The organism is Mesorhizobium salmacidum (SeqCode) (assembly GCF_037179605.1).
Taxonomy (GTDB): Bacteria; Pseudomonadota; Alphaproteobacteria; order Rhizobiales; family Rhizobiaceae; genus Mesorhizobium; species Mesorhizobium salmacidum.
Genome location: NZ_JAPYKS010000038.1, coordinates 14,019 through 36,950 on the forward strand (window position 1 = coordinate 14,019; position 22,932 = coordinate 36,950).

The 22,932-nt window shown below is 60.3% G+C and carries 15 protein-coding genes and 2 pseudogenes; 8 read left to right on the top strand and 9 right to left on the bottom strand.

The genetic code is table 11. The features are described 5' to 3' along the window. The first annotated feature begins 97 nt into the window (after positions 1–97). Positions 98–1,390 (top strand): L-rhamnose catabolism isomerase, encoded by a 1,293-nt coding sequence (gene rhaI, locus O7A60_RS29185; protein ID WP_337109161.1) that lies wholly within the window; start codon positions 98–100, stop codon positions 1,388–1,390. Positions 1,391–1,643: 253 nt separating this feature from the next. Further along, positions 1,644–3,377 (top strand): gamma-glutamyltransferase, encoded by a 1,734-nt coding sequence (ggt, locus tag O7A60_RS29190; RefSeq protein WP_337109162.1) that lies wholly within the window; start codon positions 1,644–1,646, stop codon positions 3,375–3,377. A gap of 84 nt (positions 3,378–3,461) precedes the next feature. Here ggt and O7A60_RS29195 read toward each other — a convergent pair whose 3' ends face one another. Next, the gene (locus O7A60_RS29195; RefSeq protein ID WP_084636831.1) at positions 3,462–3,803 is read right to left on the bottom strand and encodes a hypothetical protein; all 342 of its coding nucleotides are present in this window, start codon (positions 3,801–3,803) and stop codon (positions 3,462–3,464) included. A 308-nt stretch (positions 3,804–4,111) separates the two neighbouring features. Here O7A60_RS29195 and O7A60_RS29200 point away from each other — a divergent pair. Continuing rightward, positions 4,112–4,249 (top strand): annotated as a pseudogene (locus tag O7A60_RS29200) (alpha/beta hydrolase); the annotation flags it as partial. A gap of 9 nt (positions 4,250–4,258) precedes the next feature. On the opposite strand, the gene O7A60_RS29205 reads toward O7A60_RS29200, so the two are convergent. Beyond that, complete coding sequence (locus O7A60_RS29205; protein ID WP_337109163.1) at positions 4,259–4,693, bottom strand: hypothetical protein; 435 nt, start codon at positions 4,691–4,693, stop codon at positions 4,259–4,261. Positions 4,694–5,050: 357 nt separating this feature from the next. Further along, the gene (locus O7A60_RS29210; protein WP_140510765.1) at positions 5,051–5,347 is read right to left on the bottom strand and encodes an adenylate cyclase; all 297 of its coding nucleotides are present in this window, start codon (positions 5,345–5,347) and stop codon (positions 5,051–5,053) included. Positions 5,348–6,017: 670 nt separating this feature from the next. Between O7A60_RS29210 and O7A60_RS29215 the strand changes: the two genes are divergently transcribed. Further along, positions 6,018–6,239 (top strand): hypothetical protein, encoded by a 222-nt coding sequence (locus O7A60_RS29215; protein ID WP_337109164.1) that lies wholly within the window; start codon positions 6,018–6,020, stop codon positions 6,237–6,239. Positions 6,240–6,258: 19 nt separating this feature from the next. Here the strand turns inward: O7A60_RS29215 and O7A60_RS29220 are convergent, their stop codons facing one another. Then, positions 6,259–8,958 carry an EAL domain-containing protein gene (locus O7A60_RS29220; RefSeq protein WP_337109165.1) on the bottom strand — a complete coding sequence of 900 codons (2,700 nt, stop codon included), beginning with the start codon at positions 8,956–8,958 and terminating at the stop codon, positions 6,259–6,261. 362 nt (positions 8,959–9,320) lie between these two features. Then, positions 9,321–10,128 (bottom strand): annotated as a pseudogene (locus tag O7A60_RS29225) (IS256 family transposase); the annotation flags it as partial. Positions 10,129–10,471: 343 nt separating this feature from the next. Between O7A60_RS29225 and O7A60_RS29230 the strand changes: the two are divergent. After that, a protein-coding gene (locus O7A60_RS29230) for an IS5 family transposase (RefSeq protein WP_337109166.1) occupies positions 10,472–11,232 on the top strand; the annotation gives its coding sequence in 2 pieces (ribosomal slippage) (positions 10,472–10,811 and positions 10,811–11,232; 762 coding nt in all). 121 nt (positions 11,233–11,353) lie between these two features. Here the strand turns inward: O7A60_RS29230 and O7A60_RS29235 are convergent. Continuing rightward, positions 11,354–12,436 (bottom strand): RelA/SpoT domain-containing protein, encoded by a 1,083-nt coding sequence (locus O7A60_RS29235; RefSeq protein ID WP_337109167.1) that lies wholly within the window; start codon positions 12,434–12,436, stop codon positions 11,354–11,356. A 409-nt stretch (positions 12,437–12,845) separates the two neighbouring features. On the opposite strand from O7A60_RS29235, the gene O7A60_RS29240 reads away from it, so the two are divergent. The 3 genes from O7A60_RS29240 to O7A60_RS29250 all read left to right on the top strand — a co-directional run bounded on the left by O7A60_RS29240 (position 12,846) and on the right by O7A60_RS29250 (position 15,966). Then, a complete protein-coding gene (locus tag O7A60_RS29240) occupies positions 12,846–13,022 on the top strand; it encodes a hypothetical protein (RefSeq protein WP_337109168.1) in 177 nt (58 codons plus the stop codon). A 100-nt stretch (positions 13,023–13,122) separates the two neighbouring features. Beyond that, on the top strand, positions 13,123–14,190 hold the full coding sequence (locus O7A60_RS29245; protein WP_337109173.1) for a cyclic nucleotide-gated potassium channel: 1,068 nt from the start codon (positions 13,123–13,125) through the stop codon (positions 14,188–14,190). Between the two features lie 618 nt (positions 14,191–14,808). Then, positions 14,809–15,966 carry a porin gene (locus tag O7A60_RS29250; protein WP_337109169.1) on the top strand — a complete coding sequence of 386 codons (1,158 nt, stop codon included), beginning with the start codon at positions 14,809–14,811 and terminating at the stop codon, positions 15,964–15,966. Positions 15,967–16,288: 322 nt separating this feature from the next. On the opposite strand, the gene O7A60_RS29255 is transcribed toward O7A60_RS29250, so the two are convergent. The 3 genes from O7A60_RS29255 to O7A60_RS29265 form a co-directional block, all read right to left on the bottom strand. After that, positions 16,289–17,965, bottom strand: a complete 1,677-nt coding sequence (locus tag O7A60_RS29255; protein ID WP_337109170.1) for a tetratricopeptide repeat-containing sulfotransferase family protein — start codon at positions 17,963–17,965, stop codon at positions 16,289–16,291. 148 nt (positions 17,966–18,113) lie between these two features. After that, positions 18,114–20,504, bottom strand: a complete 2,391-nt coding sequence (locus O7A60_RS29260) for a mechanosensitive ion channel family protein (protein ID WP_337109171.1) — start codon at positions 20,502–20,504, stop codon at positions 18,114–18,116. A 496-nt stretch (positions 20,505–21,000) separates the two neighbouring features. Next, a partial coding sequence (locus O7A60_RS29265) for an SAM-dependent methyltransferase (protein WP_337109172.1) occupies positions 21,001–22,932 on the bottom strand: 1,932 nt, incomplete at its 5' end.

Below are 22,932 nucleotides of genomic sequence, written 5' to 3' on the forward strand. Positions count from 1 at the left end.
AAGCGCTTCCCTTCTCCCGTCACCATACGGGGAGAAGGTGGCCCGAAGGGCCGGATGAGGGGCAGCGCTGACCGAATGCATTCTGGGAGGAACAGCAGTGTCCGAATCCATCATCTCCGCTGACATCGTCGATAAGAGCAATGCCGCGCGCAAGGCCCACATCGAGCGCGACTACGCCTCGCTCGGCGAACGCCTCGACCGGCGCGGCATCGCCATCGACGCCATCAGGGACAAGGTCGAGAAATTCGCCGTCGCGATCCCCTCCTGGGGCGTCGGCATCGGCGGCACTCGCTTCGCCCGCTTCCCGGGCGCTGGCGAGCCACGCGACATCTTCGACAAGATCGAGGATTGCGCCGTCATCAAGCAGTTGACGCAGGCGACCCCGACCGTCTCCCTGCACATCCCGTGGGACAAGGCCGATCCGAACCGGCTGAAGCAGGCGGCCTCCCGCTTCGGTCTCGGTTTCGATGCCATGAATTCCAACACCTTCTCGGACACGAAGGACCAGAAGCTCTCCTATAAATTCGGTTCGCTGTCGCATTCCGATGCCGGTACGCGCCGGCAGGCGGTCGAGCACAATCTCGAATGCATAGAGATCGGCAAGACGCTGGGCTCCAGGGCATTGACGGTGTGGATCGGCGACGGCTCGAATTTCCCCGGCCAGGTTAATTTCGCCAAAGCCTTCGAGCGCTATCTCGATGCCATGAGGCAAGTCTATGCCGGCCTGCCGGCCGACTGGAAGCTGTTCACCGAGCACAAGATGTACGAGCCGGCCTTCTATTCCACCGTCGTGCAGGACTGGGGCACCAACTACATCATCGCCAAGGAATTGGGTGACAAGGCGTTCTGCCTCGTCGACCTCGGCCACCATGCGCCCAACGTCAACATCGAGATGATCGTGTCTCGGCTGATCCAGTTCAAAAAACTCGGCGGCTTCCACTTCAACGATTCGAAATATGGCGACGACGATCTCGATGCCGGCTCGATCGATCCCTACCGGCTGTTTCTCGTCTTCAACGAACTGGTCGATGCCGAGCTTTCCAGCGCCGAAGGCTTTGATCCCGCCCATATGCTCGACCAGAGCCACAACGTCACCGATCCGATCGAAAGCCTGATGCTGTCGGCGGTCGAGGTGCAGCGCGCCTATGCGCAGGCGCTGCTGGTCGACCGCAAGGCGCTTGAAGGTTTTCAGGACGGCAATGACGCGCTGATGGCGACGCAGATGCTGAAGGCGGCTTACCGCACCGATGTCGAGCCGATCCTTGCCATGGCGCGGCTGAAGACCGGTGGCGCCATCGATCCGGTCGCCGCTTACCGGGCAGCGGGCTACCGCGCCAAGGTCGCGGCCGAACGGCCAGCCGTCGCAGGCGGCTCCGGCGGGATCGTTTGAGGTAGAGCCGATCTCCCCCCTTGCGGGGAAGATGTCCGGCAGGACAGAGGGGAGCGCTGTCCCGCCGACGTCTCAGCTGATTGAGCTGCCTCACAATCAAACCTGGATGAACAAACGTCTGAAGGTTGGCGATCCCTCACGCCCTGTATCTCCCCACAAGCGGGCAGTCACCAACCCGTGAATGTCTTCATTGAAGATGGACTCGATCGCTCCAAGTAGCTCTTCTTAGCAAGCACCACCTGGAGAACCCGCCATGCACCTCACCCGCCGGACGCTGATCGCCCTCAGCCTTTCCATCACTTTCGCCTTTTCGCCATCGGCCTTCGCCGCGTCACCAGCACCGGCCAAGGGCGAGAACGGCATGGTCGTCACGGCCCAGCATCTGGCTTCCGAAGTTGGCGTCGAGGTTCTGAAAAAGGGCGGCAATGCCGTCGATGCGGCTGTCGCTGTCGGCTATGCCTTGGCCGTGGTCTACCCCAACGCCGGCAATATCGGTGGCGGCGGCTTCATGACCATCCGCTTCAAGGACGGCAGATCGACCTTCCTTGATTTTCGTGAGCGGGCGCCGCTTGCCGCGACCAAAACCATGTATCTCGACAAGGATGGCAACCCGGTGAAGGGCGCCAGCCTCGACGGCTACCTCGCGGTCGGCGTACCGGGTTCCGTCGCCGGTTTCGAGATGGCGCGCCAGAAATACGGCACCTTGTCCAGGCAGGATTTGATGGCGCCGGCGATCAACTATGCCAAGGACGGGTTCATCCTCAACCAGGGCGATGCAGCCTCATTCGCCGGCGGCGCTGAAAGGCTGGCGAGGGACCCAGCGGCGGCCGCCGCCTTCCTCAAACCCGGTGGCAAGCCCTATGGCATCGGCGAGAAGCTGGTTCAGCCCGACCTTGCCGCATCGCTCTCAGCCATTTCCGAGAGAGGTCCCGATGCCTTCTACAAAGGCGCCATCGCTGACGCCATCGTCAAGGCGAGCGGCGCCAGGGGCGGTATCCTGGCCAAGGGTGATTTCGAACACTATGCGGTGCGCGAGCTGAAGCCCGTCACCTGCTCCTATCGTGGCTACGAGATCATCTCGTCGCCGCCGCCGAGCTCAGGCGGCGTCATCATCTGCGAAATCCTCAACGTGCTGGAAGGCTACCCGCTGTCCTATCTCGGCGCCGGCTCGGCCGAAACGGTGCATGTCATGGTCGAGGCGATGCGCCACGCCTATGTCGACCGCAACTCGGCGCTCGGCGATCCCGATTTCGTCGACAATCCGGTCTCCAAGCTGCTGGATAAAGCCTATGCCAAGGACATCCGCGACAAGATCGATCCGTTCCGGGCCGGTGTGTCGCAGGACCTGATGCCGAAGGGTTTTGGCGAATCGAAGGAGACGACGCACTATTCGATTATCGACAAGGACGGCAACGCGGTCGCGGTCACCTACACGTTGAACGGCTCGTTCGGCGCCGGCGTGGTGGCGGACGGCACCGGCATCCTGCTCAACAACGAGATGGACGACTTCACCCAGAAACCCGGCGTGCCAAACCTCTATGGCCTCGTCCAGGGCGAAGCCAACGCTATCCAGCCGAAGAAGACGCCGCTGTCCTCGATGAGCCCGACAGTCGTGGCCAGAGACGGCAAGCCGTTCATGGTCATCGGCAGCCCCGGCGGCTCGCGCATCATCACCATCACGCTGGAAGCGATCGTCAACGTCATCGACCACGGCATGAACATCCAGGAGGCGATCGATGCGCCGCGCATTCATCACCAATGGCTGCCCGACACCGTCTATATCGAGCCGTTCGGGCTTTCGCCCGACACCGAAAGGCTGCTGGCCGGCATGGGCTATCACCTCGATCTCGCTGACCAGAGCTGGGGGCAGGCGGCCGGAATCCTGGTCGGCGGCAAGAGCCTGGCGGAAATCGAGAAGGGCGGCGGCGCGCGCTACAATGGCGCAATCGACAGCCGCGCGGCATCGGGCGAAGCGCTTGGATATTGACAGGCCGCAAGCCTGTTCCTTGCCTGACGAGGCCGGATTCCGCCTTTCGGGACCGGCCTCCGCTTCATGGCCCGGCAGGAGCCGTCAGGTCACCAGCGTGACGGTCGATGCAATCAGCATCAGGGCAGCGATGCCGACGAACAGCGCATAGATGCGTGGCCGGTCGAGCAGCAGCGCGTTACCCGATATCCAGGCCGACGTGGCGCCGCCCAGCGCGAAGAGGAAGCCGTTGCGGTGGCCGAAAGTCATCGACGCTGCCATAAGCCCGCCGATGATCAGGGCGCCGAACACGATGATCACGGCGACCGCGTATTTCTCGAAGTCGTTGTTGCCGATCCCTGGTCCGATCGCGTTCAAATTCGGCAGGTCGTCCGGATCGAAGGGGCTCGCCGACCCGTATTCGTCTTGACCCATGGATTCTCGCATCACTTGATCTCCGCTGACCGGCAACAAACCATCAACGCCTGCCGAGCGCAACCCGATCGCACGTCCCTCTCCATGTTGAGGATTATCTTCAACAGTTTCCGGCCGCGCTTGTCACCGATCTTTCGGCCACCTGGCTCGAATGCAACAGCGTCGCCGCCCGGATGGTACGCCATCGCCCATCCATAGTGGACGGTGTCCGCGGGAGAAAGACAATGCCGCCGATCAATTCAGTGCCGGTAGGCCTTAGGCGGCTGCGGCGGGGAGTCGCAGCGCCCGGCAAATCCCGGCCGGATTGTTCGGCACACTGCTCTCGGGCAATGGCTGAACGCCTCGACGCGCTCCCGGGCCTGCGGGCGAGCTTCGAGTTGGACGCCGGCGAGAACCACATGTCGATCCTGCCGGTGACGGTCAACCGGGCGGTTCAGGCGGCGTTCGCGGTGCGGTAGAATTTCCATTCAGCGCGCCGGCGGCAGTTCGAACAGCTTGGCGCCGTTCTCCTGGCCGCGTTCGACATAGCCGATAATGCCGAACCATCTGGCGACATCGGGCCCCTTAAGCCAGCTGCGCGAGTGGATGGGAAGGTTGCCGGAAAGCGCCTGGATATGCCTGATATGCCGCTTGCAGAAACGGACGGTCGAGCCGCGGAAGAAATCCTCCTGCGCGGCAAACAGCGTATCGGCGGCGTCGCTGTTTTCATGCCAGGCGATGATCGCCACGGCCTTCTCGCCCTCGACAAGCGCGTGCGCACGGCCCTCCTTCAAATTCATCATCAGATTGTCGTAGGCGATCTTGCTGTCCTTGCCAGCCGCCGCGTACTCGTCCGACATCCGCTTGGACAGGCCATGGAAGACGTCCTCGAGATCCCCCAGCGTTGCTGCGCGTGCTCTCATTTCACCTCCTGCAGCCCCGGCAGGGAGTTTGCCCTAGGGATGGTGGGGCGCCAAGCAAATTGAATCCGATAGAAGCCCGGTGAGAGCAAAGTCGTTCCGTCAATCGATCTTTGTGACAGGGCGGGCACGCCGGCGGAAGCCTAGTCCCGATAAATTCCGAAATCAGAGGGTTGGAAAACTGCGTTCACCAGCGCCGCGCCTGCTATGACTGGCAGGTAAATAGATTTACGTGAGCACGAAGCGTGCTGCTGACGAGTTTCCCAGCGCCTTGTCCACGCCGACAAGTGGCGTCAACTTGGCGAATGCGCCGGCCCGGCTGCTTCTGCGGCCGGGCCCGTTGTTTCGCGAACCGTGCTCCTAATGATTATGGGACTGCTGGAAGCCGGCCGCGTCGTATTGAGATACGCTCTTCGGATTTTTCGAGTTTTGTGGCTGGGTGCCGGCGTAATGTGTTCCGGCATTCCCATCCGGGTTGAAGGCGGAGCCCGGAGCAGAGCTGGCGTGGCCGGGGGTCGCACTTCCTGTTTGAGCAGTTCCGATTTCTTGGCTGGGCTGACCTGTCGTGCCCGTCACCGTGTGGACATTGGTGGCCAAAGCCATGCTGGTGGAACCTATGAGCAAGCCTGCCATCACCGGAATGAGGAGATGTTTCATGGTCGTTCTCCCAAAAGCATTTGATTTTGGGTGCTCGGGGTTCATGTGAGCACCCGGCGAACTAAAGTTAGAACGCTCTTCGGAGCACCATTCATCCCGACTATCGCAAACTGTGATCTGTTTGTTTCACCGTGACACGCTTTTGGCGGCTTCGGTCTCCCGGTCCTTTAAGGCATTAGGTTCTTTTAAGGCATCAGGGAACAAGAGCCTGTGGATTCCAGTTGACTGGATATGCCAGCCAAGATCAAAGAACCACAGCCGAGGCCCGGCCCGCAGCCACCCGTCCGTCGGCCGGACAAGGAGGCACCGTCAGAGCTTAAACATGTCGATCCGCCACCGCGAGACGTGCGCGAGGCGCCGGCACCAAATCCCAATGGCGACAAGAAAGCCTAGGTTCCGACACGCGAATCGCCTGCAACAGGCGGATGCGATACGAGAGCGATCAGGGATCACTTCATAAGCGCTTGATAGTTCTTGGCACGTGATCTGGCAAGATCGTCCTCTCCTTCACGCTCTTTGGTGCAAGGATGTTCGGAATTCTTACTTGTCCGTAACGATCAAAGACAATTAGTTATCACTAATGTATCGACGGATGGATGGCTAATCTGCTAATTTAGGCAGCCGCAAGTCTGACAGACTGGGGCGGAAGCTTCTGCCCACGATCCGTTCGATGCTGGAAACAATGATGCCAAAAGATCCACAGCGGGCCCGTGAGATACAGGACTTCGTCGTCACCGACGTCCCTCAGGAAGCCGGATATTCCGATCGAGGAATTGTTATCACTTTGGTGAATATCCAAGGGAGCCGCCTGCGCCTTCACTTAACTGCGGCGATCGGAGAACTGCTTTGCGAGCGCTTCGCCAACGCGCTGGAAGAGAGGTACGGCAAATAGGCGGCTTCGCCAATGAATCTCATTCTGGGGGAGTGTGACCACCTTGCTCCTTGTAGAGCAGTCTCGCGATTCCATGGGCGGAGACCGGCTTGCTGAAATGATAGCCCTGCATCTCGTCACAGTTGTTTTTGCGCAGGAACGCTATCTGATCGTCTGTTTCGACGCCTTCCGCGATTACACGCAGATTGAGCTTCTGTCCAAGCGAGATCACGGCGCTGGCGACGGCCTGGTCGTTCTCATCGGTAGCGAGATCGTTGATGAAGGATTTGTCGATCTTCAGCCGAGCCACCGGAAAAGTCTTCAGTGCACTGAGGCTGGAATAGCCGGTGCCGAAATCGTCGATCGAGATCTGCACGCCAAGGCTTTGCAGTTGGTTCATCGTCGCCACCGCCATTTCGACATTCTGCATGATCAGGCTCTCGGTCACTTCGAGTTCGAGGTATTTCACGTCCAGGCCGCTGTTCGTCAGCGCATCGACCACGCGGCTGATCAGATTCTTTTCCTTGAACTGCCTTGCCGATACGTTCACGCACACCACCAGCGGCGGTAGCCCTGCATCCTGCCAGGCCTTGTTCTGCCTGCAGGCTTCGTGCAGCACCCAGTCGCCGATCGGCACGATCAGGCCGGTCTCCTCGGCCATTGGGATAAACTTCATCGGTGCGATCAGTCCGAGGCTGGGATGGTTCCAGCGGATCAACGCCTCGGCAGCAAAGACATTGCCGGAGCGAAGATCGACCTGCGGCTGGTAGAGCAGTGTGAACTCGGCGCGCGCCAGCGCGTTGCGCAACTCCTCCTGCAGCAGAAATTTCTCCTGGGCCGTCGCGTTAAATTCGGGCGCATAGAACTGGAAATTGTCGCGGCCGAGCTCCTTGGCGCGGTACATAGCGGCATCGGCATTGGCCAGCAGCACATCCGTCGTGGCGCCGTCGTCGGGGTAGTTGGCGACGCCCATGCTGGCCGTTGCCCTGATGTGATGCTCACCCAGACAAACGGGTTCGGCGATTGCCGTCCGGATCTTCTGCAGAGTCGCGGCAACGAGGTCGACATTCGGATCCTGGTCGAAGAGGACGACGACGAATTCGTCGCCGCCCAGCCGCACGACTGTATCGGTCGCCCTGACGCATTCGACCATGCGGCTGGCGACGGCCTTCAACAGCATATCTCCGGCGTTGTGGCCGAGCGTATCGTTTACCAGCTTGAAATTGTCCAGATCGATGAACACCACGCTCACCCAGCGGCCGTAGCGCTGGGCATAGAGGATAGCCTGCGAGAGCCTGTCGCCGAGCAGGGCGCGGTTGGGCAGCCCGGTCAGCGCGTCGTGGTTGGCCATGAAATGGATGCGGTCTTCGGCAAGCTTGCGCTCGATAGCGATGCCGGCGATGCGGGTGGTGAAATCGATGAGATTGCTCTCGGCCTTTGTCGGCTCGCGCACCGTCTTCGAATACATGGCAAAGACGCCGAGCACCACGCCGGTATGCGAGAGGATCGGCGTCGACCAGCAGGAACGATAGCCATAGGGCCTCACCAGATCGCGGAAATCCTCCCACAAGGGATCGCTCACAATATCGGTGACGATGACAGGCTCGCGCCGGTAGGCGGCGGTGCCGCAGGAGCCGACCTTCGGGCCGATGCGGGTGCCGTCGATGGCGTGAGTGTACTCCTTCGCCAGGCTGGGCGCCGCACCGTGGTGCAGATGAGCGCCGTCCTTGTCGAGCAGCAGCACCGAGCCGACTATACCGCTCAGTTGCGACTCGATGAGGCGCATCAGACGTTCGAGCACCTCAGGAAGCGGCGCACTTGTCGCGATCATTTCCAGGATATGCGCCTGTCCATCCCGCAGATCGTCCGCTTGCTTGCGCGCCGTGATGTCGCGGGCGATGCCGATCAGCCCGAAAATTTCGTCCTCGGCGTTTCGCAGGGGTACTTTCGTCGATGACAACCATTTGCCGGTGCCCGAAGCATCGACGATGAATTCTTCCTTGTCGACCATCGGCTGGCCGCTGCGCAGCAGGTCCTGCTCGCTGGCACGGAACCGCCGGGCGAGTTCGGGCGCGTGCAGTTCGAAGTCGTTGAGGCCGATCATCTCGCTCGGGTCTCTGCCATGGTCCGCGGCGAGGGCCTTGTTGGCCACGACGAATCGGCTTTCGGAATCCTTGACCCACAGATAGTCGGGAACCCAGTCGATCAGCGCCTGCAGCGAGACGCGTTCGCTGACCATCACGCGGCTGGCGGCGAGTTCGGTGACGTCCTCATGTGTCGACACCCAGCCCCCACCGGGAATCGGCTGACGGCCGACTTGAATGGTGCGGCCGTCCTTGAGTTCGGTGCTCCAGGTTCTCGAACTGGTGCCGGAATTGATCGAGCGGGCGAAAGCCAGATAGGCCGGGCCGTCCATCGCGGATGTTCCCGCAGCGAGCAGGTGTTCGACGATGTCGGCCAGTGTCATGCCCGTCTGCAGCTTGTCAGGCGCGATGCCGTATATCTGGGCGTAGCGGCGGTTGCATAGGATCAGCCGCTCATCGACGTCGAAGAAGCAGATGCCTTGCGGGATGTTGTCGATCGCCATCTCGAAGCGTCGTGCCTGGGCTTCGAGCACGGCAATCGTGGCCCTGAGCTCGCGCTCCAGGGTTTCATAGGAGGCAACGGCCAGCTGCGATAGCGTGGCCAGATGGGTCTGACCGGCTGTCTCCACAGCGGTCCTTGACGATTCCGCGACCAAGTAGCGTTCTCCAATTCGGCCTGCCGAGCAAAACAATTTGGCCGGGAATGAGCTAAGATCGTCGCCATGTTAATTGATGTCTACTAATTGTCCGTGAACATCTTCCGCGCCCGTAGTAGCTTCCCTGGCGGTTCGACGGTCTCCCGATCGGCGAATACAGCGCAGCAAAATCCTGCTCCAGCGAGGTTCTTGGCCTTGAGGCAAGGCAATCCTGCCCAACAAAAATATCAACTAAATATTTCTGTGGATTGGTTCGACTCCCAATACTACTCGCCGTACGACGTCAGCTGACCCATCTTCGAGGTCGAAAGCTCTTGCGAACGCAGGCAGGTTCGTAACCCGAGCTATCCACCTCGTGTCCAGTCGTCGCCGTGCTTCCTCGGCAGATCGAGCGCGTTCCTGAGGAAGTGGACGTAGCAGCGCTGCCATGCCGCTTCCGGGATGACTTCGCCGATCGCCGCGACCAGGCCGGCATGATCGTCGGACACGACCAGCTCGACGCCCCTGAGGCCGCGCGCCTTCAAGCCGACGAGGAAGTCCCTCCAGGCCGAGCGGCTTTCGCGATTGGCCATCTCCACAGCCAGGATCTGACGCCGGCCGTCCCAGTCGATGCCAACCGCGACCAGCACCGCCTGGTTCATGACGACGCCGGCTTCGCGCACCTTCTCGTAGCGGGCATCGAAAATAAGGTAGGCAAAAGGCTCCTGAAGCGGGCGTTCGGCAAACGCCTTCAGGCTCTCGTCCAGGCGCTTGTTGATGGCCGAGATCGATGAGGCCGAGAAGGCATGACCGCACAGCTCTTCGGTGATCGCCTTGACCTTTCGGTCGACACGCCCTGCACATACATTTCCGACAGTGTGTCGCCACCAAGGCCCGCTCGGAACGCTGGTAGCGCTCGAACAGCTCAGTGGAGAAGCGGCCGGCTCGGTCCTGCGGAACCCGCAGCTCAAGCTTGCCGACACGCGTGACAAGGGTGCGGCCGTAATAACCCGAGCGATAGCCGAGACGCTCCGGTGTGCCCTCGTCCTTCGAAGCACCCAGCGCCTCCTCCATCTCGGCCTCGAGCACCTCCTGCATCACCGCACGGATCACTTCGTGCAATCCATCCGGGTTCGAAAGCAGAATGTCTTTGACGGCAGCGCTGGCGGTCTTACTCTCAATCTTGGTCATGGTGGCGTTCCTTCGCGGGAATCAGGTGACGTTGAACATCACCAGCCTGCCATGACCGCCCTCTCAGCGAATTTGCAGAACTCTCAGCACACTACCGCTTATTCCGTTTGGTACGAGATCCGACATCAGCCGGCGAGCGGCTCGCCGGCTGAATGCCAGGCGCTTCGGCTCCTGTTAAAGCGGAGATATCCGAAGGTGAATTTCCGGTGGCCGGCGTTGCGCGTCCGGATCCACGAGGATGATGATCGCTTGGAATGGAGCTAGGCGGTGGTGACGATTTAAGGAATTGGGGATTCCCACGGTCCGGCAAATCAGATTCAACGCTGATTTTTGGGGATCAGCGATGGACTGCGACGCGCTTCGGGACGACCAGTGGGAGCGGATCAAGGACTTTGTTCCGGGCGGCAGGAAGGGAAAGCGTGGCCCGCGCACCGATAACCGGAAGTTCCTCGACGCGTTGTTGTGGATGGCACGCTCAGGCGGGCGCTGGCGCGACCTGCCGGAGCGGCTCGGGGATTTCCGGTCGGTGAAGCGACGCTACTATCGCTGGATCGAGATGGGCGTGCTGGACGACATGCTGGCCGCACTCGCCCGCGAAGCTGATCTCGAATGGTTGATGATCGATTCGACAATCGTGCGGGCGCACCAGCATGCCGCCGGGGCCCGCAAGGTCAAAGGGGGGCGGATGCCCAGGGCCTGGGCCGGTCTCGTGGCGGCCTGAGCACAAAGATCCACGCAGCTACCGAGGCGCTCGGCCTTCCCCTGCGCCTGATCGGCACGCCCGGCCAGCGCAACGACATCGCCTGTGCTCACGACCTGATCGACGGTATCGACGCCGATGCCACCATCGCTGACAAAGGATACGACGCCGATCACCTCGCCGACAGGATCGCGCGAGGTGGCGCCGAGGTCGTCATCCCGCCCAAGCGCAACCGCAAGGTCCAGCGCCCCTATGACCGCGATCTCTACAAGAAGCGAAATCGAATCGAACGCTTTTTCAACAAGCTCAAGCAGTTCAGGCGCGTCGCAACCCGATACGACAAACTCCTCGCCAACTTCATGGGCTTCGTCAAACTCGCCGCCATCGCCATCTGGCTCAAATAGTTAAATCGTCACTACCACCTAGCAAATTGTACGAAACGTGTGGCAGCGAACCGGGTAGGTAAGGCTTAGCCAACCATAGTCGGGCGTTTCCTAGGGCTTCCTAGCTGCCTCCCGGTGCGGGCTAGACTGTATTCGATAGCCGTCTTCCCGCGCAGATGGATTTCAGGTTACGGGCAAACAAGGATACGTCCCCGCAGTAATTCGGGTACATCTGAACAAGTTTTCCGACCGTATCTACCTCGACCAAGACAGCGTTTACATCAATGCCCCTTATTTCAATTTTATTCTCTATATCTTCCAGTTTCCGCGCGCCCAGCATAATAGTTCTAGATGGCTCGACAGTAATGTCATGATTCTTGTCATATTGTATCAAATAGTGTCGAAAATTTTCTGTTCTCTTTACGATGTTCGCTGAATGGAGGGTAAGATTCTGGATGTCTCCTAATATACTTGTCGCACCTACACGCCTGCTAATATCCCGCAATTCTCGCACTCGGTCATCGTGATCCGGAACATCGACCCGAACGGGACACTGCTCAACGTGCGCGAATTCCGCCGACATCAGCTGGAAAAGGCGTAGCCAATCCTGCTCGCCCTTGCCGTGCTTCAAATCCTGGCGCCGGAATAGCCCGACGGCCTCAACTGCAGCAGCCCATGAGTGCTGAAGTGTGGTCCGAACCTGCAATTCGATGCGTCGTCCCTCGAAAGCTTCAGTGTCGGCAGCTCTGGGTCGGTACTGGAAAACAATATGGTGACTTCGATAGCCGTCCGGCTTCGGCTCATCGATATAGTTAAATTCCCGACAGTGTATCTCATGCGGAAACTTGTCTCGCATCGATGCGAGAAGCATGCGAACACTTTTGATGTCGGGCATGATTGCTCGGCAGCCGCCGATGTCGTTCATGGTGTCCAAATAGGTGGTGGACTCCCGAAGCTTCCGACGAATGGATGCCATGCGCTTCGGACGCGATGCCATGTCGCCCTTCAATCGCAGGGCTCTCATGTGGTGACCGACAGAGAACCGAACGCTCCGCATCGGCAGAAAGTGCGAGTCGCGCCAGCTATTGGCGATTGAGAAGATCCGCATCGTGTCCACGTACTGGCCGGCGGTGGTGTCTTGTCCGAACTGCATAGGTTTTGCCAGCCGGTCGCCTGCCTTGCGAACGGCTTGCATGCTGTATTTGAGGCGCGGGTACTCAGTCATTGGACCACAAAGTCAAGGTAGGCCGCCTCATTCTGGACTGGGCGGGACGACCGCAAGAGAATCGGATCTCATGGATCGTATCGCTTTGTATACGCCAAGTCCGCTCAGAGCGGCTGGATTGAAGCCGCAAGACCTCGACAGTGCCAGGCCGATACAGCCGGCGGCTGGGAATGTTGGAGGGCCGCGTGCACGCAGCCGATGGCACTCGTCCACGATTATCAGAATGAACACGAGGTCCTGCAACTGGCGGAAGACCAGCGGGAGTTTTGGCTCGACTGCGCAATAACCCGCGGCGGGCCGGGCAGCTCGATCTTCCTGCCGCCTGGCGTGCCGCACACGTTTTGGGTAGTGGGTGACGGGCCGGGGGGAACCTCACGCTCGTGACACCAGGCGGATCGGAGCGCTCTTCTTGGCTGTCGCCGCCGGCACCCTCGCCATTGCCGACATGCCGGCCGTCTTCGAGGCCGGGCATCTCTACGGCCTTGAACTCGTCGGACCGGCTTCCTGGAACGTTGAAACCTATTGCAAATGCCCGGATGGGTCATTCTCGGTTGTGGCCTGGCTGTTCACGTTTGCGTACATCTGAGTCTCACCTTGTGATGAACGTCCCAGCGAAAGTAGGCACCTTTGCGCTTGCCTTGAAGGCATCCTATTCTGCCGGAATAGCATCCGCTCGTGGGCATAGAATGTCGGTACTGCCTTTCTTGAGAATTTACGCGCCGCTAAACGCGGTGCTGGCTGCGCCCGGGCTGCTGGCGGTGGCTGCGCTCACGATGCCGGACATGTCCGGACGAAGCAGGCTGGCCCTGACTGCCGTGCTGGCGGTCATTTGGGGCGCTTATCTTCTGCAGATGGCCGAGACGCTGCTCAAGCGCTGGGCGGGAGACCTTCGGGACAGGACGCCGGCAATCGCCATTGATATGCTCGCGGTTTTGGTTCCACTCGCTGCATTTCTGCTCGAAGGCACGCCCGACCGGAGCCTCTACTGTGCTGTCTGGCTGCTGAAACCGCTGCGTGACTCGACTTTCTTCCCGGTGCTGGGCAGGGTGCTGGCCAACGAAGCGCGCAACCTGATCGGCGTCACCACGCTCTTCGGCGTCGTTCTGTTCGGTGTCGCGCTCGCGGCCTATGTCATCGAGCGCGACATCCAACCGGGAAAGTTCGGCAGCATCCCTCAAGCAATGTGGTGGGCGGTGGTCACGCTGTCCACCACCGGTTATGGCGACGCCATTCCGCAAAGTTTCGCCGGTCGCGTCCTTGCTGGGGCGGTCATGATGTGTGGCATCGGCGTCTTCGCGCTCTGGGCCGGCATTCTTGCCTCCGGCTTCTATCAGGAAATCCGTCGCGAGGATTTCGTCCGCAATTGGCAATTGGTCGCCGCCGTGCCGTTGTTTCAGAAGCTCGGCCCGGCCGCGCTGATCGAGATCGTGCGCGCGTTGAGACCTCGTAATTTGCCGGCGGGTGCTGTGATCTGCCGCAGGGGCGAGACCGGAGATCGGATGTTCTTCGTTGTGGAGGGGCGGGTCAGCGTCGCGACGCCACACCCGGTGGAGCTTGGCCCCGGTGCCTTTTTCGGCGAGATGGCGCTGATCAGCGGCGAACCGCGCTCGGCGACCGTCAGCGCCGTAACGGCGGTCTCACTCCTGTCGCTGCACGCAGCGGATTTCCAGATGCTCTGCAGCAGCAGCCCGGAAATCGCGGAAATCATCCGCAAGACCGCGCGCGAGCGGCACGGCGCGGCACCGATGGCTTGACCGTCCCAAGGTGTTCGTCAGGAGGAGGGCGCTATGGCAAGGCTGCCCAACTGCCTGTCAATAATGGCTGGCTGGAACTACGTGGACCGCTCTATCGGCCACGCGCGGAGGTTCTGGAGGGGAAATTGACGTTCCCAGAGGCGCAGCCGCCGAGTCCGCTCGGCCACGTTGCGCCGCTGGGTAAAGAAAGCGCCGGCACAATCAACAGGGCCGCGTCATTCCATGGAAAAGTGTGAGCGCGCCGAACATCGGTTTTTCCTCGGATGCGTCGGATCCGCGGCAATTCCCTGGCAGATGACTCCAGGCCTTGCCATGATTCCGTCAGCCGATAGCCGGATTCGGCCGGAAATAGGCGGGTGCGGCGGCCCCGATGGTTAACGAGAGCTTTCTGAGTGAGGCCAAATCGTGTCATTTGTGCAACAACGCTGGGGGATAGCAGCCGAACTGTCCTTTCGCCGGTACGATCGTTGTTGAACGCCGCTGGCTCATGGGTAATGTCGGTTTCGAGGAAGCGGCGCGGTGCGCATCTTTTTCGGTAGTGGGGATGGGGCAGGGAACGCTGTCCTTCAGCAAAGAATACCCAGACCCGTTTTTTAACTTTTGACTGGAGGTCAGAAAATGAACATCAAGAGCCTTCTTCTCGGCTCCGCTGCGGCCCTGATCGCAGTTTCCGGTGCGCGCGCCGCCGACGCCGTCGTCGTCGCCGAGCCGGAGCCCGCTGAATACGTCAAGATCTGCGACGTCTACGGCGCTGGCTACTTCTACATCCCCGGCACCGAAACCTGCCTGCGCATCGGCGGCTATATCCGTTACGACATCGGCGTCGGCGACGTGGGTTCGTTCGACGGTGCGACAAGCGCCGATCACGAGGACGGCGGCAGCAACGACACCTTCTACAAGCACGCTCGCTTCGCACTGAAGACCTGGACCGGTCAGGAAACCGAACTCGGTACTTTGAAGACCTATACCGAGACCCGCTTCAACTTCCAGAACAACAACCGTGACTCGGGCAGGTTCGGAACGCTCAATACTGCTAGCAACGGCGGCGGCGGCAACACCGCCTCGCTGAACTTCGCCTGGATCCAGCTCGGTGGTCTCCGCGTTGGTAAGGACGAATCGGCCTTTGATACGTTCATCGGCTACGCCGGCAACGTCATCCAGGATACGTTGGTTCCTTATGGCGGTTTCGACACCAACGTCGTGCAGTACTACTTCGACGCTGGCAACGGCTTCTCAGCCGTCGTCTCTCTCGAAGAAGGCTCGGGCTCCGACACGATCGACAGCTACGTTCCGCATGTCGTCGGTGGTGTGAAGTGGACGCAGGGCTGGGGCGCGGTCACTGGCGTCATCGCTTACGACAGCAACTATGAAGAAGTCTCCGGCAAGGTTCGCTTGGACGTCACCGTCTCCAACGAACTGTCGCTGTTCATCATGGGCGGCTACGGCTCCGACGACAACCTGACGGACAACACCTGGGCGTTCCCCGCTGGCGGTCGCGGCTTCTACAAGCCGTGGAGCGGCAATTGGGCAGTCTGGGGCGGCGGCACCTACAAGTTCAACGAAAAGACCTCGTTCAACCTCCAGGCGTCGTATGACGAAGGCAAGAATATCGGCATCGCCGCGAACGTTGCCTATGACATCGTTCCTGGCTTCACGGTCACGGCCGAAGTCGACTACTCGCGTCTCGGCGACGACTCCGTGTCGAACTGGACCGGTATTTCTCCTGGACATGACGACGCAATCGGCGGCATGCTTCGCTTCCAGCGCTCGTTCTAACAGGCGCTGCCTGATTGAAATCGGAAAACCCGGCGGGCAACCGCCGGGTTTTTCATGCCGTCTGTGTGGAACTTCGGACAGCCGATGGCATGGCCGCCCGCCCACGCTTGCAGACGTGGAAGAACAATCCTCGCAGCGAAAGGAAAGAAGGAAACTCCAAAAACTGCTTGGCAGGCGAAAACTGCAGGCTCTGTGGCCAGGATACGCCGGCGGGACAGGTGAAGGAACGCGGCGTTCAGCCTGAGGAAGCCCTCGCGGCGGAAAGCGTACGCCGGCGGGATAGGATGCAACCTGACATGCGCGCAGCATCAGGCACTACCGGTCAAACCTCAGCAAGATCGCCCAAGGCTTCGATCAACGGCTGAATCTCGCTTTCGTAATTCTTCCAACGCTTGACGGACGACGTATAGATCGGCTGGCGGACCTGCCAATTGCTGTAGGTATTTACGGAGCCTCCCCTGTCAAAAAAGCGCAGGCAGGCATCGTCCCACGGCAATCCGAGATAGTCTATGAGCCGGCGCGACTGCTCCTCCTGATTTTCGATCAACGTTTCGTAGCGATTTTCGAAAATACGACCCGGGAAAACCTCATTCCAATGCCGCATCAAGCGATCATACTCCCTGTAGTAAAGCCCCAGCATCTCAAGGTCGGCGCTATAGCTGTGGGCTTTATTGAACTGCAGGACGAAACAGGAGATGCAATTGTCGATGGCATCGCGACGACAATGAATGATACGCGCTTTAGGGAAAAGAAGACCAACCAGACCGATCAGCTCGAAATTGTGAGGCATCTTGTCGATAATTCTCAGCGCGTCGGGAGCCCGCTCGCGCAGATAAGCAAGGTGCTCTTCGGCCAAAGTCCTGGTCAGATCGGGAGTAATCATCGCGATCGATTGACCGAGGTTCGGGTTGGAGCGGTCTTCGACACCGAGTCCCCCGGCTATTCGCCTAAGTTTACTGAGCTCGCCGGCGCCATGAACATTGGGGTGACTGGCACAGATCTGCTCTGTCAATGTCGTGCCCGAACGAGGCATGCCGACGACGAATACAGGCGCCTCCGAGGGATTGCCGCACGCGGCCCTTGAAGCGACCAGTTCCGGCGTGAAGGTTTCGATCATGACGTCGACCCAGCGACGGTAAGATTGCAGATCGAATGTATGGCCCCCGGCCTGATTCCCCTTCTTGAAGTGATCCATTGCCTCCCTATAGCGACCGAGGTCGTTGAGAAGCTTTCCTGCGGCGTGATGGAGCGCTGCCGCTCCCTCCGGCCCATGGCCCGGGTCTTGAAGCTCCGTCAGGATTGCCCCGAGTTCTGGCGGCTCTTCAGCGAATTTGCGCGTGCGTACAAGCGCATTGTAGGCAGCCGGTACCGCGATGCGCCGTTCTATTGCCTCTTTCAGACGAACCGCGGCTTCGTCCATACGGCCGAGGCTTGCGAGCGCGCCGGGCAGCCCCAATCGGGCCACGGGATGATCTCGGTCGACCCTGAGCGCCTTCTCAAATAGCGGCAGCGCCATTTCCCCCTTGTCAAATGCATTGTAGGCATCTCCCAAGGCGCAAAGCGCTTCCACCAGATCCGGCTTCAAGTCCAGGGCGTACTGAAAGTGCCTGATCGCCGGCGTAAATTCGCTGACCTTCAAATAGGCCTCGCCGAGGCTAAGATGGTAGTAGGGGTTCTGCGGATCCTCTGCCAGCGCCCGAGCGAAATACCGCAGTGACTTTTCGTTATCGAAACCGAGCCCGAGCGTTCCCAGGATATACAGGGCTAACGGATGGTTTGACGTGCGAGCCAGGACCCTGTGGCACAGTTCCTCAGCCTCGGGCAGACGTTCGGCCTGCTGCAACTCGAGCGCCTGCCGTAAAAGCAAGTCGTCGGCGTGGCTGCGGTGGGGGCCTGCCTTGGGCTGCGCTTTGAGTGGCGCAGCCTTCGGTGATGCCGCCTTCGGCGAGGGTTGGGTCTTGACGTGCTTTGCCCATGCGGGCGGCAATCGGTTGCTCATCCTGTCTGGCTAGCAAAAGGGGCTTGGAGAATCCAGCCTCAATACCCGTTTTGCGCAGAGCGCTGGCGTGGCCCATCGATCTGCCCATTCTTCCGGATCGACCCTTGTCGGATTTCCGTTCCGGTCGGTCCGGTGACGGCGCTCTTTCCTATTCCGTAGTGCTAGCTTTTTTTCTGCGACGAATGGTGTGCGATTGCGCGGCGGCCATTTTTAACGCGGGTGTGATGTCCAACGGCGCATCCTCTGCCCCGTGCGGGTTCTGTAGCCCCTGGACCTGGACGGTCGGGAATGGGAGCTCGATGCCCTGCTCCTTGAAGACCTGGCGGAGGCGTACATAGAATTTGCGTTTCATGCCGAAGGCGCCTCCCGGTCTGGTCATGGCCTTGACCCTCAATACGATGCCGTACTCGCCGAACTCCTGTACGCCCTGCATCTTGATCGGGTCGAGCACCCAGTGTTTGAACTCGGGATCTTCCGCCAGTTCGAGGCCGATCCGCTTGATCAGCTTGCGAGCGAATTCGATATCGGTGTCATAGCCGACGGTGATGTTGAATTTGTCGATAACCCAGTCACGGCTCTGGTTCTGGACGGCCCCGAGTTCCCCGAAAGGTATGGTGAACAGCGGACCACGATGGTGGCGCAACTTCACCGAGCGCAGCGAAAAGCTTTCCACGGTACCCTTGTAATTGCCCGAGGAAATATATTCGCCGACACGAAACGCATCGTCGAGCAGAAAAAACACGCCCGAAATGATGTCCTTGACGACGGTCTGTGCCCCAAAGCCCACCGCGACGCCGACAACGCCGGCGCCGGCGATCAGCGGGCCGATCTGGATACCCATTGAGGCAAGCATCATAAGCACCGCCATCACGATGATCGATGCGAGCAGAATGTTCTGGAGGATCGGTAACAGCGTGTGCAGCCGCGCCTGCTGCGGATCGGGGATCGGGACCTCTTCGTCGCTGATCACAGGGTGTGGTATTTCGATGCCCAGCTTTCGTTCGATCAAGGCTTTGATGATCGACCAGCCGAAATCGGCTGCGAGGGCAATGACCACGACATTGATCAAGCCGCGCAATATGAAGGTCGTCGTCGTATCGCTGTCCCGCATGGATTGCATGTCCAGACCCCAGGCACGCGCGAGAAAGTAAGCCGCCGCCAGGATGAAAATCATTCGGATTCCGCGATCGATGACAGCGATCGTCACCGCCGGGATCGTCGGCCGGCCGAGATCTTCCGAACCTGGCCGCAGAACGAAATTAACCCCGCGCTGCGTCGTCACGATTGCCAACGGCAGGAAGAATGCGGCGAAGGTGAACCAGAACATTACATAAAGGCCGGCGATGCGCTGCAGGAACAGGACGACGAAATAAGCCGTCAATAGCCATGTCGCTTCCATGTGAACGCTGTGGCGCGCACCGTCTCGCTGCCTTCTTGGCCGACGCCAAATGGCCAGCAGCAAGAGCAACAGCAGCACGAAATCGGCGCCCAGCGACAGGACCATCATTCCGTCCTGATCGATGCCGAGACCTGGCAAGAGGATGAACGCGGCGCCGAAGAAGGCGAATACGCCAACGATCCGGGGTAGCCAATAGGACCAATGGTCAGCCGCTTCGTTGGTGATCGGCAAAGCACGAACTTCGACGGCGTTCTCGACGTTCATGAAGGAAGGGACGAGCATGGCCATGACGTACATGCGCACACCCCATGTAACGACTGCCGCCATCAGAAATGTCAGTACGATCTCGCGGATAAGCATTGGCCAGTCGAACAGCATGAACGCGCCGGCGCTGCCCAGTGCGAACGAGACGATCAGCATGCTGGAATAAAGCGTGCGACCACCAATCTTCTTGGCCCGCCCAACGGGCGTCTCCTTCGGTTGCGCGATAATCCAGAGACGAAATGGACGGGTCAACTTGTACGATGCCCAGGTGAGCGCCAGGCCGGCAGCGATGAACATAGCAATCAGCACGAATACGCCGGCAGACCCCTTGCTGGACATATCCTGCATGGTCTCTGCCCGAACGCGCGCGAACTGACCTGGCAGCAAGGGCAAAGTTCGCACGATTCTTTCGATATGATGCCTGATCCGATCGAGCGTCGAGGATGCCATCGTATTCATCTGGCCTGGTGCGGCCATGGCGTCGGACGATGCGTCGGTCGGCGAAGCTCCTGCCTTGGCAGGCGCTCCCGATGACCCGACGTCCTGATTTCGCTGTTCGGCCACCCACGCCTTCACTGACGGATCGTCGAGAAGCTCGAATAGCTGTTTGACCCTTTCAGGCGGGACGGTCGCCGGCGCCTGCGCCTCTGCCTGACCAGCCAACGAGAGGGCGATCCCAACAATCAGCGCCCTGGCAACCAGGACAAACATTGCAGTCAGAGTTCCGAGACGTCGTGCCGGGCGCGCCAGGTTCCTGGTTCCCAATCGTCGAGTCATGAGTGGCATCGTGCTGTTAACTTTCCGGTCAAATCGGCAAGCAACGACATCTATGCCCGCCATCGCTCCTACCTTGAAGAAGCCGATGTTGTGGTACAAGACGCCATCGTTCAAGCTAGACCATTGCGCAGGGTCTGGTCGCGCAAATTCTGATCCGTAATTCGAAGACGCTGGGCGTCACGGTGCTTCTGGTAGAGCAGAACGCGTATGCCCCCCGTTGGGCATCGCCGACCGAGGCTATATGATGGAAACTGGGCGCATGACCATGCAGGGCCGGCCGAGGAACTGATTGCAGACGAGCAGATACGCGCTGCCTATCTGGGCTCTGACACAGCTGTACACATGAAGGCAGCCGATGGCACCATCACGTGTTGGCCAACGAGTCCGGTTGGCCTTGCGGCCATCTCTACCAGGGTAGGGGGTAGGCACCGCCTCCCATTAATAGTTTGCAGCACGCACGCGCGTGTCGATCTCCGCGGAAATCGGGCGATCGCCGCAGTCTGGTTGCGTGAGCCATCGTCAACAGCAAGGTCTCGAGCGCTCGTCGATCTTGCGCATTGTGAGCGGAAATAATGACGCTGGCAAAGTTCACCGTTCAGTTGAGCACGGCCTCGACGGTGGCAACAAAATTATCGAGGGAGCGATCCCCACGAATCTCGATGCGCGGAAGGTCGACGGGATCGCTATCAAGGTCCGCCGGCCCATGTCCGCCGCCAAAGCCGATCCGATAGCCGCACTCCTTGGCCAGGCGGCCGAGCCGTCGGTCGGTGACCGAGAAAGGTGCCGCGAACGCCGTGGTTGGCCGACCGGTCCATCGTTCGATGAACATCCGAGAGCGCAGGAGTTCGGCCGCCAGGTCAGAGCTCGACAGACCATCGATGGCGCGATGCGTCGCCAGATGGCTTCCGAAGAAAGCACCTTCGGCGGCGAGACGTCGCACCGTTGCGGCGTCCATAAGCCGCGTCGGCGGACCGCTGACGGCGTCCCACTTTGCACTTTCCCCCACCAGGTCCGTCACCAGGAACACTTCCGCGGTCAGGTCGTGCGCACGCAAGATCGGCCAGGCATGGTCGGCAAAATTCTGGAAGCCGTCATCGAAGGTGATGAGCACCGGCCGGCCAGCGAAAGGCTGACGGTTGGCGATGGACCATTCCAGTTGCTCGGACATGATCGCGTGAAAGCCATTTGCGCGCAACCATGCCATCTGGCTCGCGAATGCGGCGGGCGTGAGCCGGAAACGGGCGAGCGCGGCCGGACCTTCATCGGCGACGCTGTGATACATGAGGACAGGGATACGTTGCCGCCGCTCGCTACGCGCGACGTCGCGGCGCAAGACCCGCGCCCCGCCCCAGACGATATTTCGCGCGACCCCGATTCCGATGGGTGCGCGGACCGGCACATGATCAATCGCCGGCTCCGTCGCCATGTGGTCCGGTGACAGGCGGCGGAAGCGATCTATGCGATAGAGTTCGGTCTGGATCGATCGCTCGAGGATGAGGCCCTCCGTCCCTGCCAAGGTTTGCGAGATCGTTTGTGCGCCGAATGTGTTCCAATCGAAGCCCGTCCTTTCAACATTGTCGCGTAGCACGAATGCGTGTGCGTTGATGAAACTGCCGCCAGGCGCCAGTGCCTCAACGAATTTTTTGGCTATGCGCCGCAACCCGGCGAGATCATCCAAGTAGTAGAGCACTTCCGAACAGACGATCAGGTCCATCTCACCGGGCAGCGTGTCCGCAAAAAAATCCAGTACGCCGAACTCGACATTCGGCTGGTCCGAGCAGCGCGCGCGCGCTCGTTCGATGGCTACGGCGGAAATGTCGGTTGCGGTCAAATGGCCCACTCGGGGCGCCAGTTGTCGCGTGAAATGGCCCTCCGCGCAGGCCAGCTCAAGCGCTCGTCCGATGGGACCGGCCGGCAGAATCTCGAGCTGCCGCTCATATTTTTCCTGCTCGTAGGGCGAGCTGTAGTTCCAGGGATCCTCTGTCGCGAAATAGCGATTCCAGAACGAAGTACGATCCTTGTCGTGGCCATCCGAGGCTGGTGCACGCCGCGGCGCTGGGAGAGGCTGCGTAGCTTCGGCGCTTGACCGAACCAGTTCCCGCGCTTCCGAGACCAATCGCGCGAGTTTGCCGAAGTGGCTGTCCGGATCAGGCCGGCGTTCCGCTGTGGTCGACAGTGCCTCGGCTGCAAGCGTGTTTGACGTGTCGGCACCGTCGTCCTTTTGCGGTGCGAAATTCAAAATCAGCTCCGTCCAATGACGCTTTGTCACTTTCCCGAGTACGCCGAACTGCACGACAGCTTCGATCTGGCCATCCCTCGTCAGGTAGGCATAGATTTGATCGCTTCCTTCCGGAAGCCCGGTCGAGGTTGGATTTCGAGCGTCGACGCGAATGCCGAGCGTTAGCGCCAGCGGGCGCGGCGCGGCAAGATCGTCGGCATCGAGAAGCATTTGCTCGAGATGATACTGGACGCGACGACCCGCCAAGGGATCGCCCCAGACTTGGCCGAGTTCGATGATCAGCCCGCT

What these genes read in the sequence shown, in the direction of transcription:
- ggt (WP_337109162.1), top strand. Translation starts at nt 1,644, where the DNA reads ATGCACCTCACCCGCCGGACGCTGATCGCCCTCAGCCTTTCCATCACT.
- O7A60_RS29255 (WP_337109170.1), bottom strand. Translation starts at nt 17,965, where the DNA reads ATGAGCAACCGATTGCCGCCCGCATGGGCAAAGCACGTCAAGACCCAA.
- O7A60_RS29235 (WP_337109167.1), bottom strand. Translation starts at nt 12,436, where the DNA reads ATGACTGAGTACCCGCGCCTCAAATACAGCATGCAAGCCGTTCGCAAG.
- O7A60_RS29210 (WP_140510765.1), bottom strand. Translation starts at nt 5,347, where the DNA reads ATGAAACATCTCCTCATTCCGGTGATGGCAGGCTTGCTCATAGGTTCC.
- O7A60_RS29250 (WP_337109169.1), top strand. Translation starts at nt 14,809, where the DNA reads ATGAACATCAAGAGCCTTCTTCTCGGCTCCGCTGCGGCCCTGATCGCA.
- O7A60_RS29245 (WP_337109173.1), top strand. Translation starts at nt 13,123, where the DNA reads ATGTCGGTACTGCCTTTCTTGAGAATTTACGCGCCGCTAAACGCGGTG.
- O7A60_RS29205 (WP_337109163.1), bottom strand. Translation starts at nt 4,693, where the DNA reads ATGAGAGCACGCGCAGCAACGCTGGGGGATCTCGAGGACGTCTTCCAT.
- O7A60_RS29215 (WP_337109164.1), top strand. Translation starts at nt 6,018, where the DNA reads ATGCTGGAAACAATGATGCCAAAAGATCCACAGCGGGCCCGTGAGATA.
- O7A60_RS29195 (WP_084636831.1), bottom strand. Translation starts at nt 3,803, where the DNA reads ATGCGAGAATCCATGGGTCAAGACGAATACGGGTCGGCGAGCCCCTTC.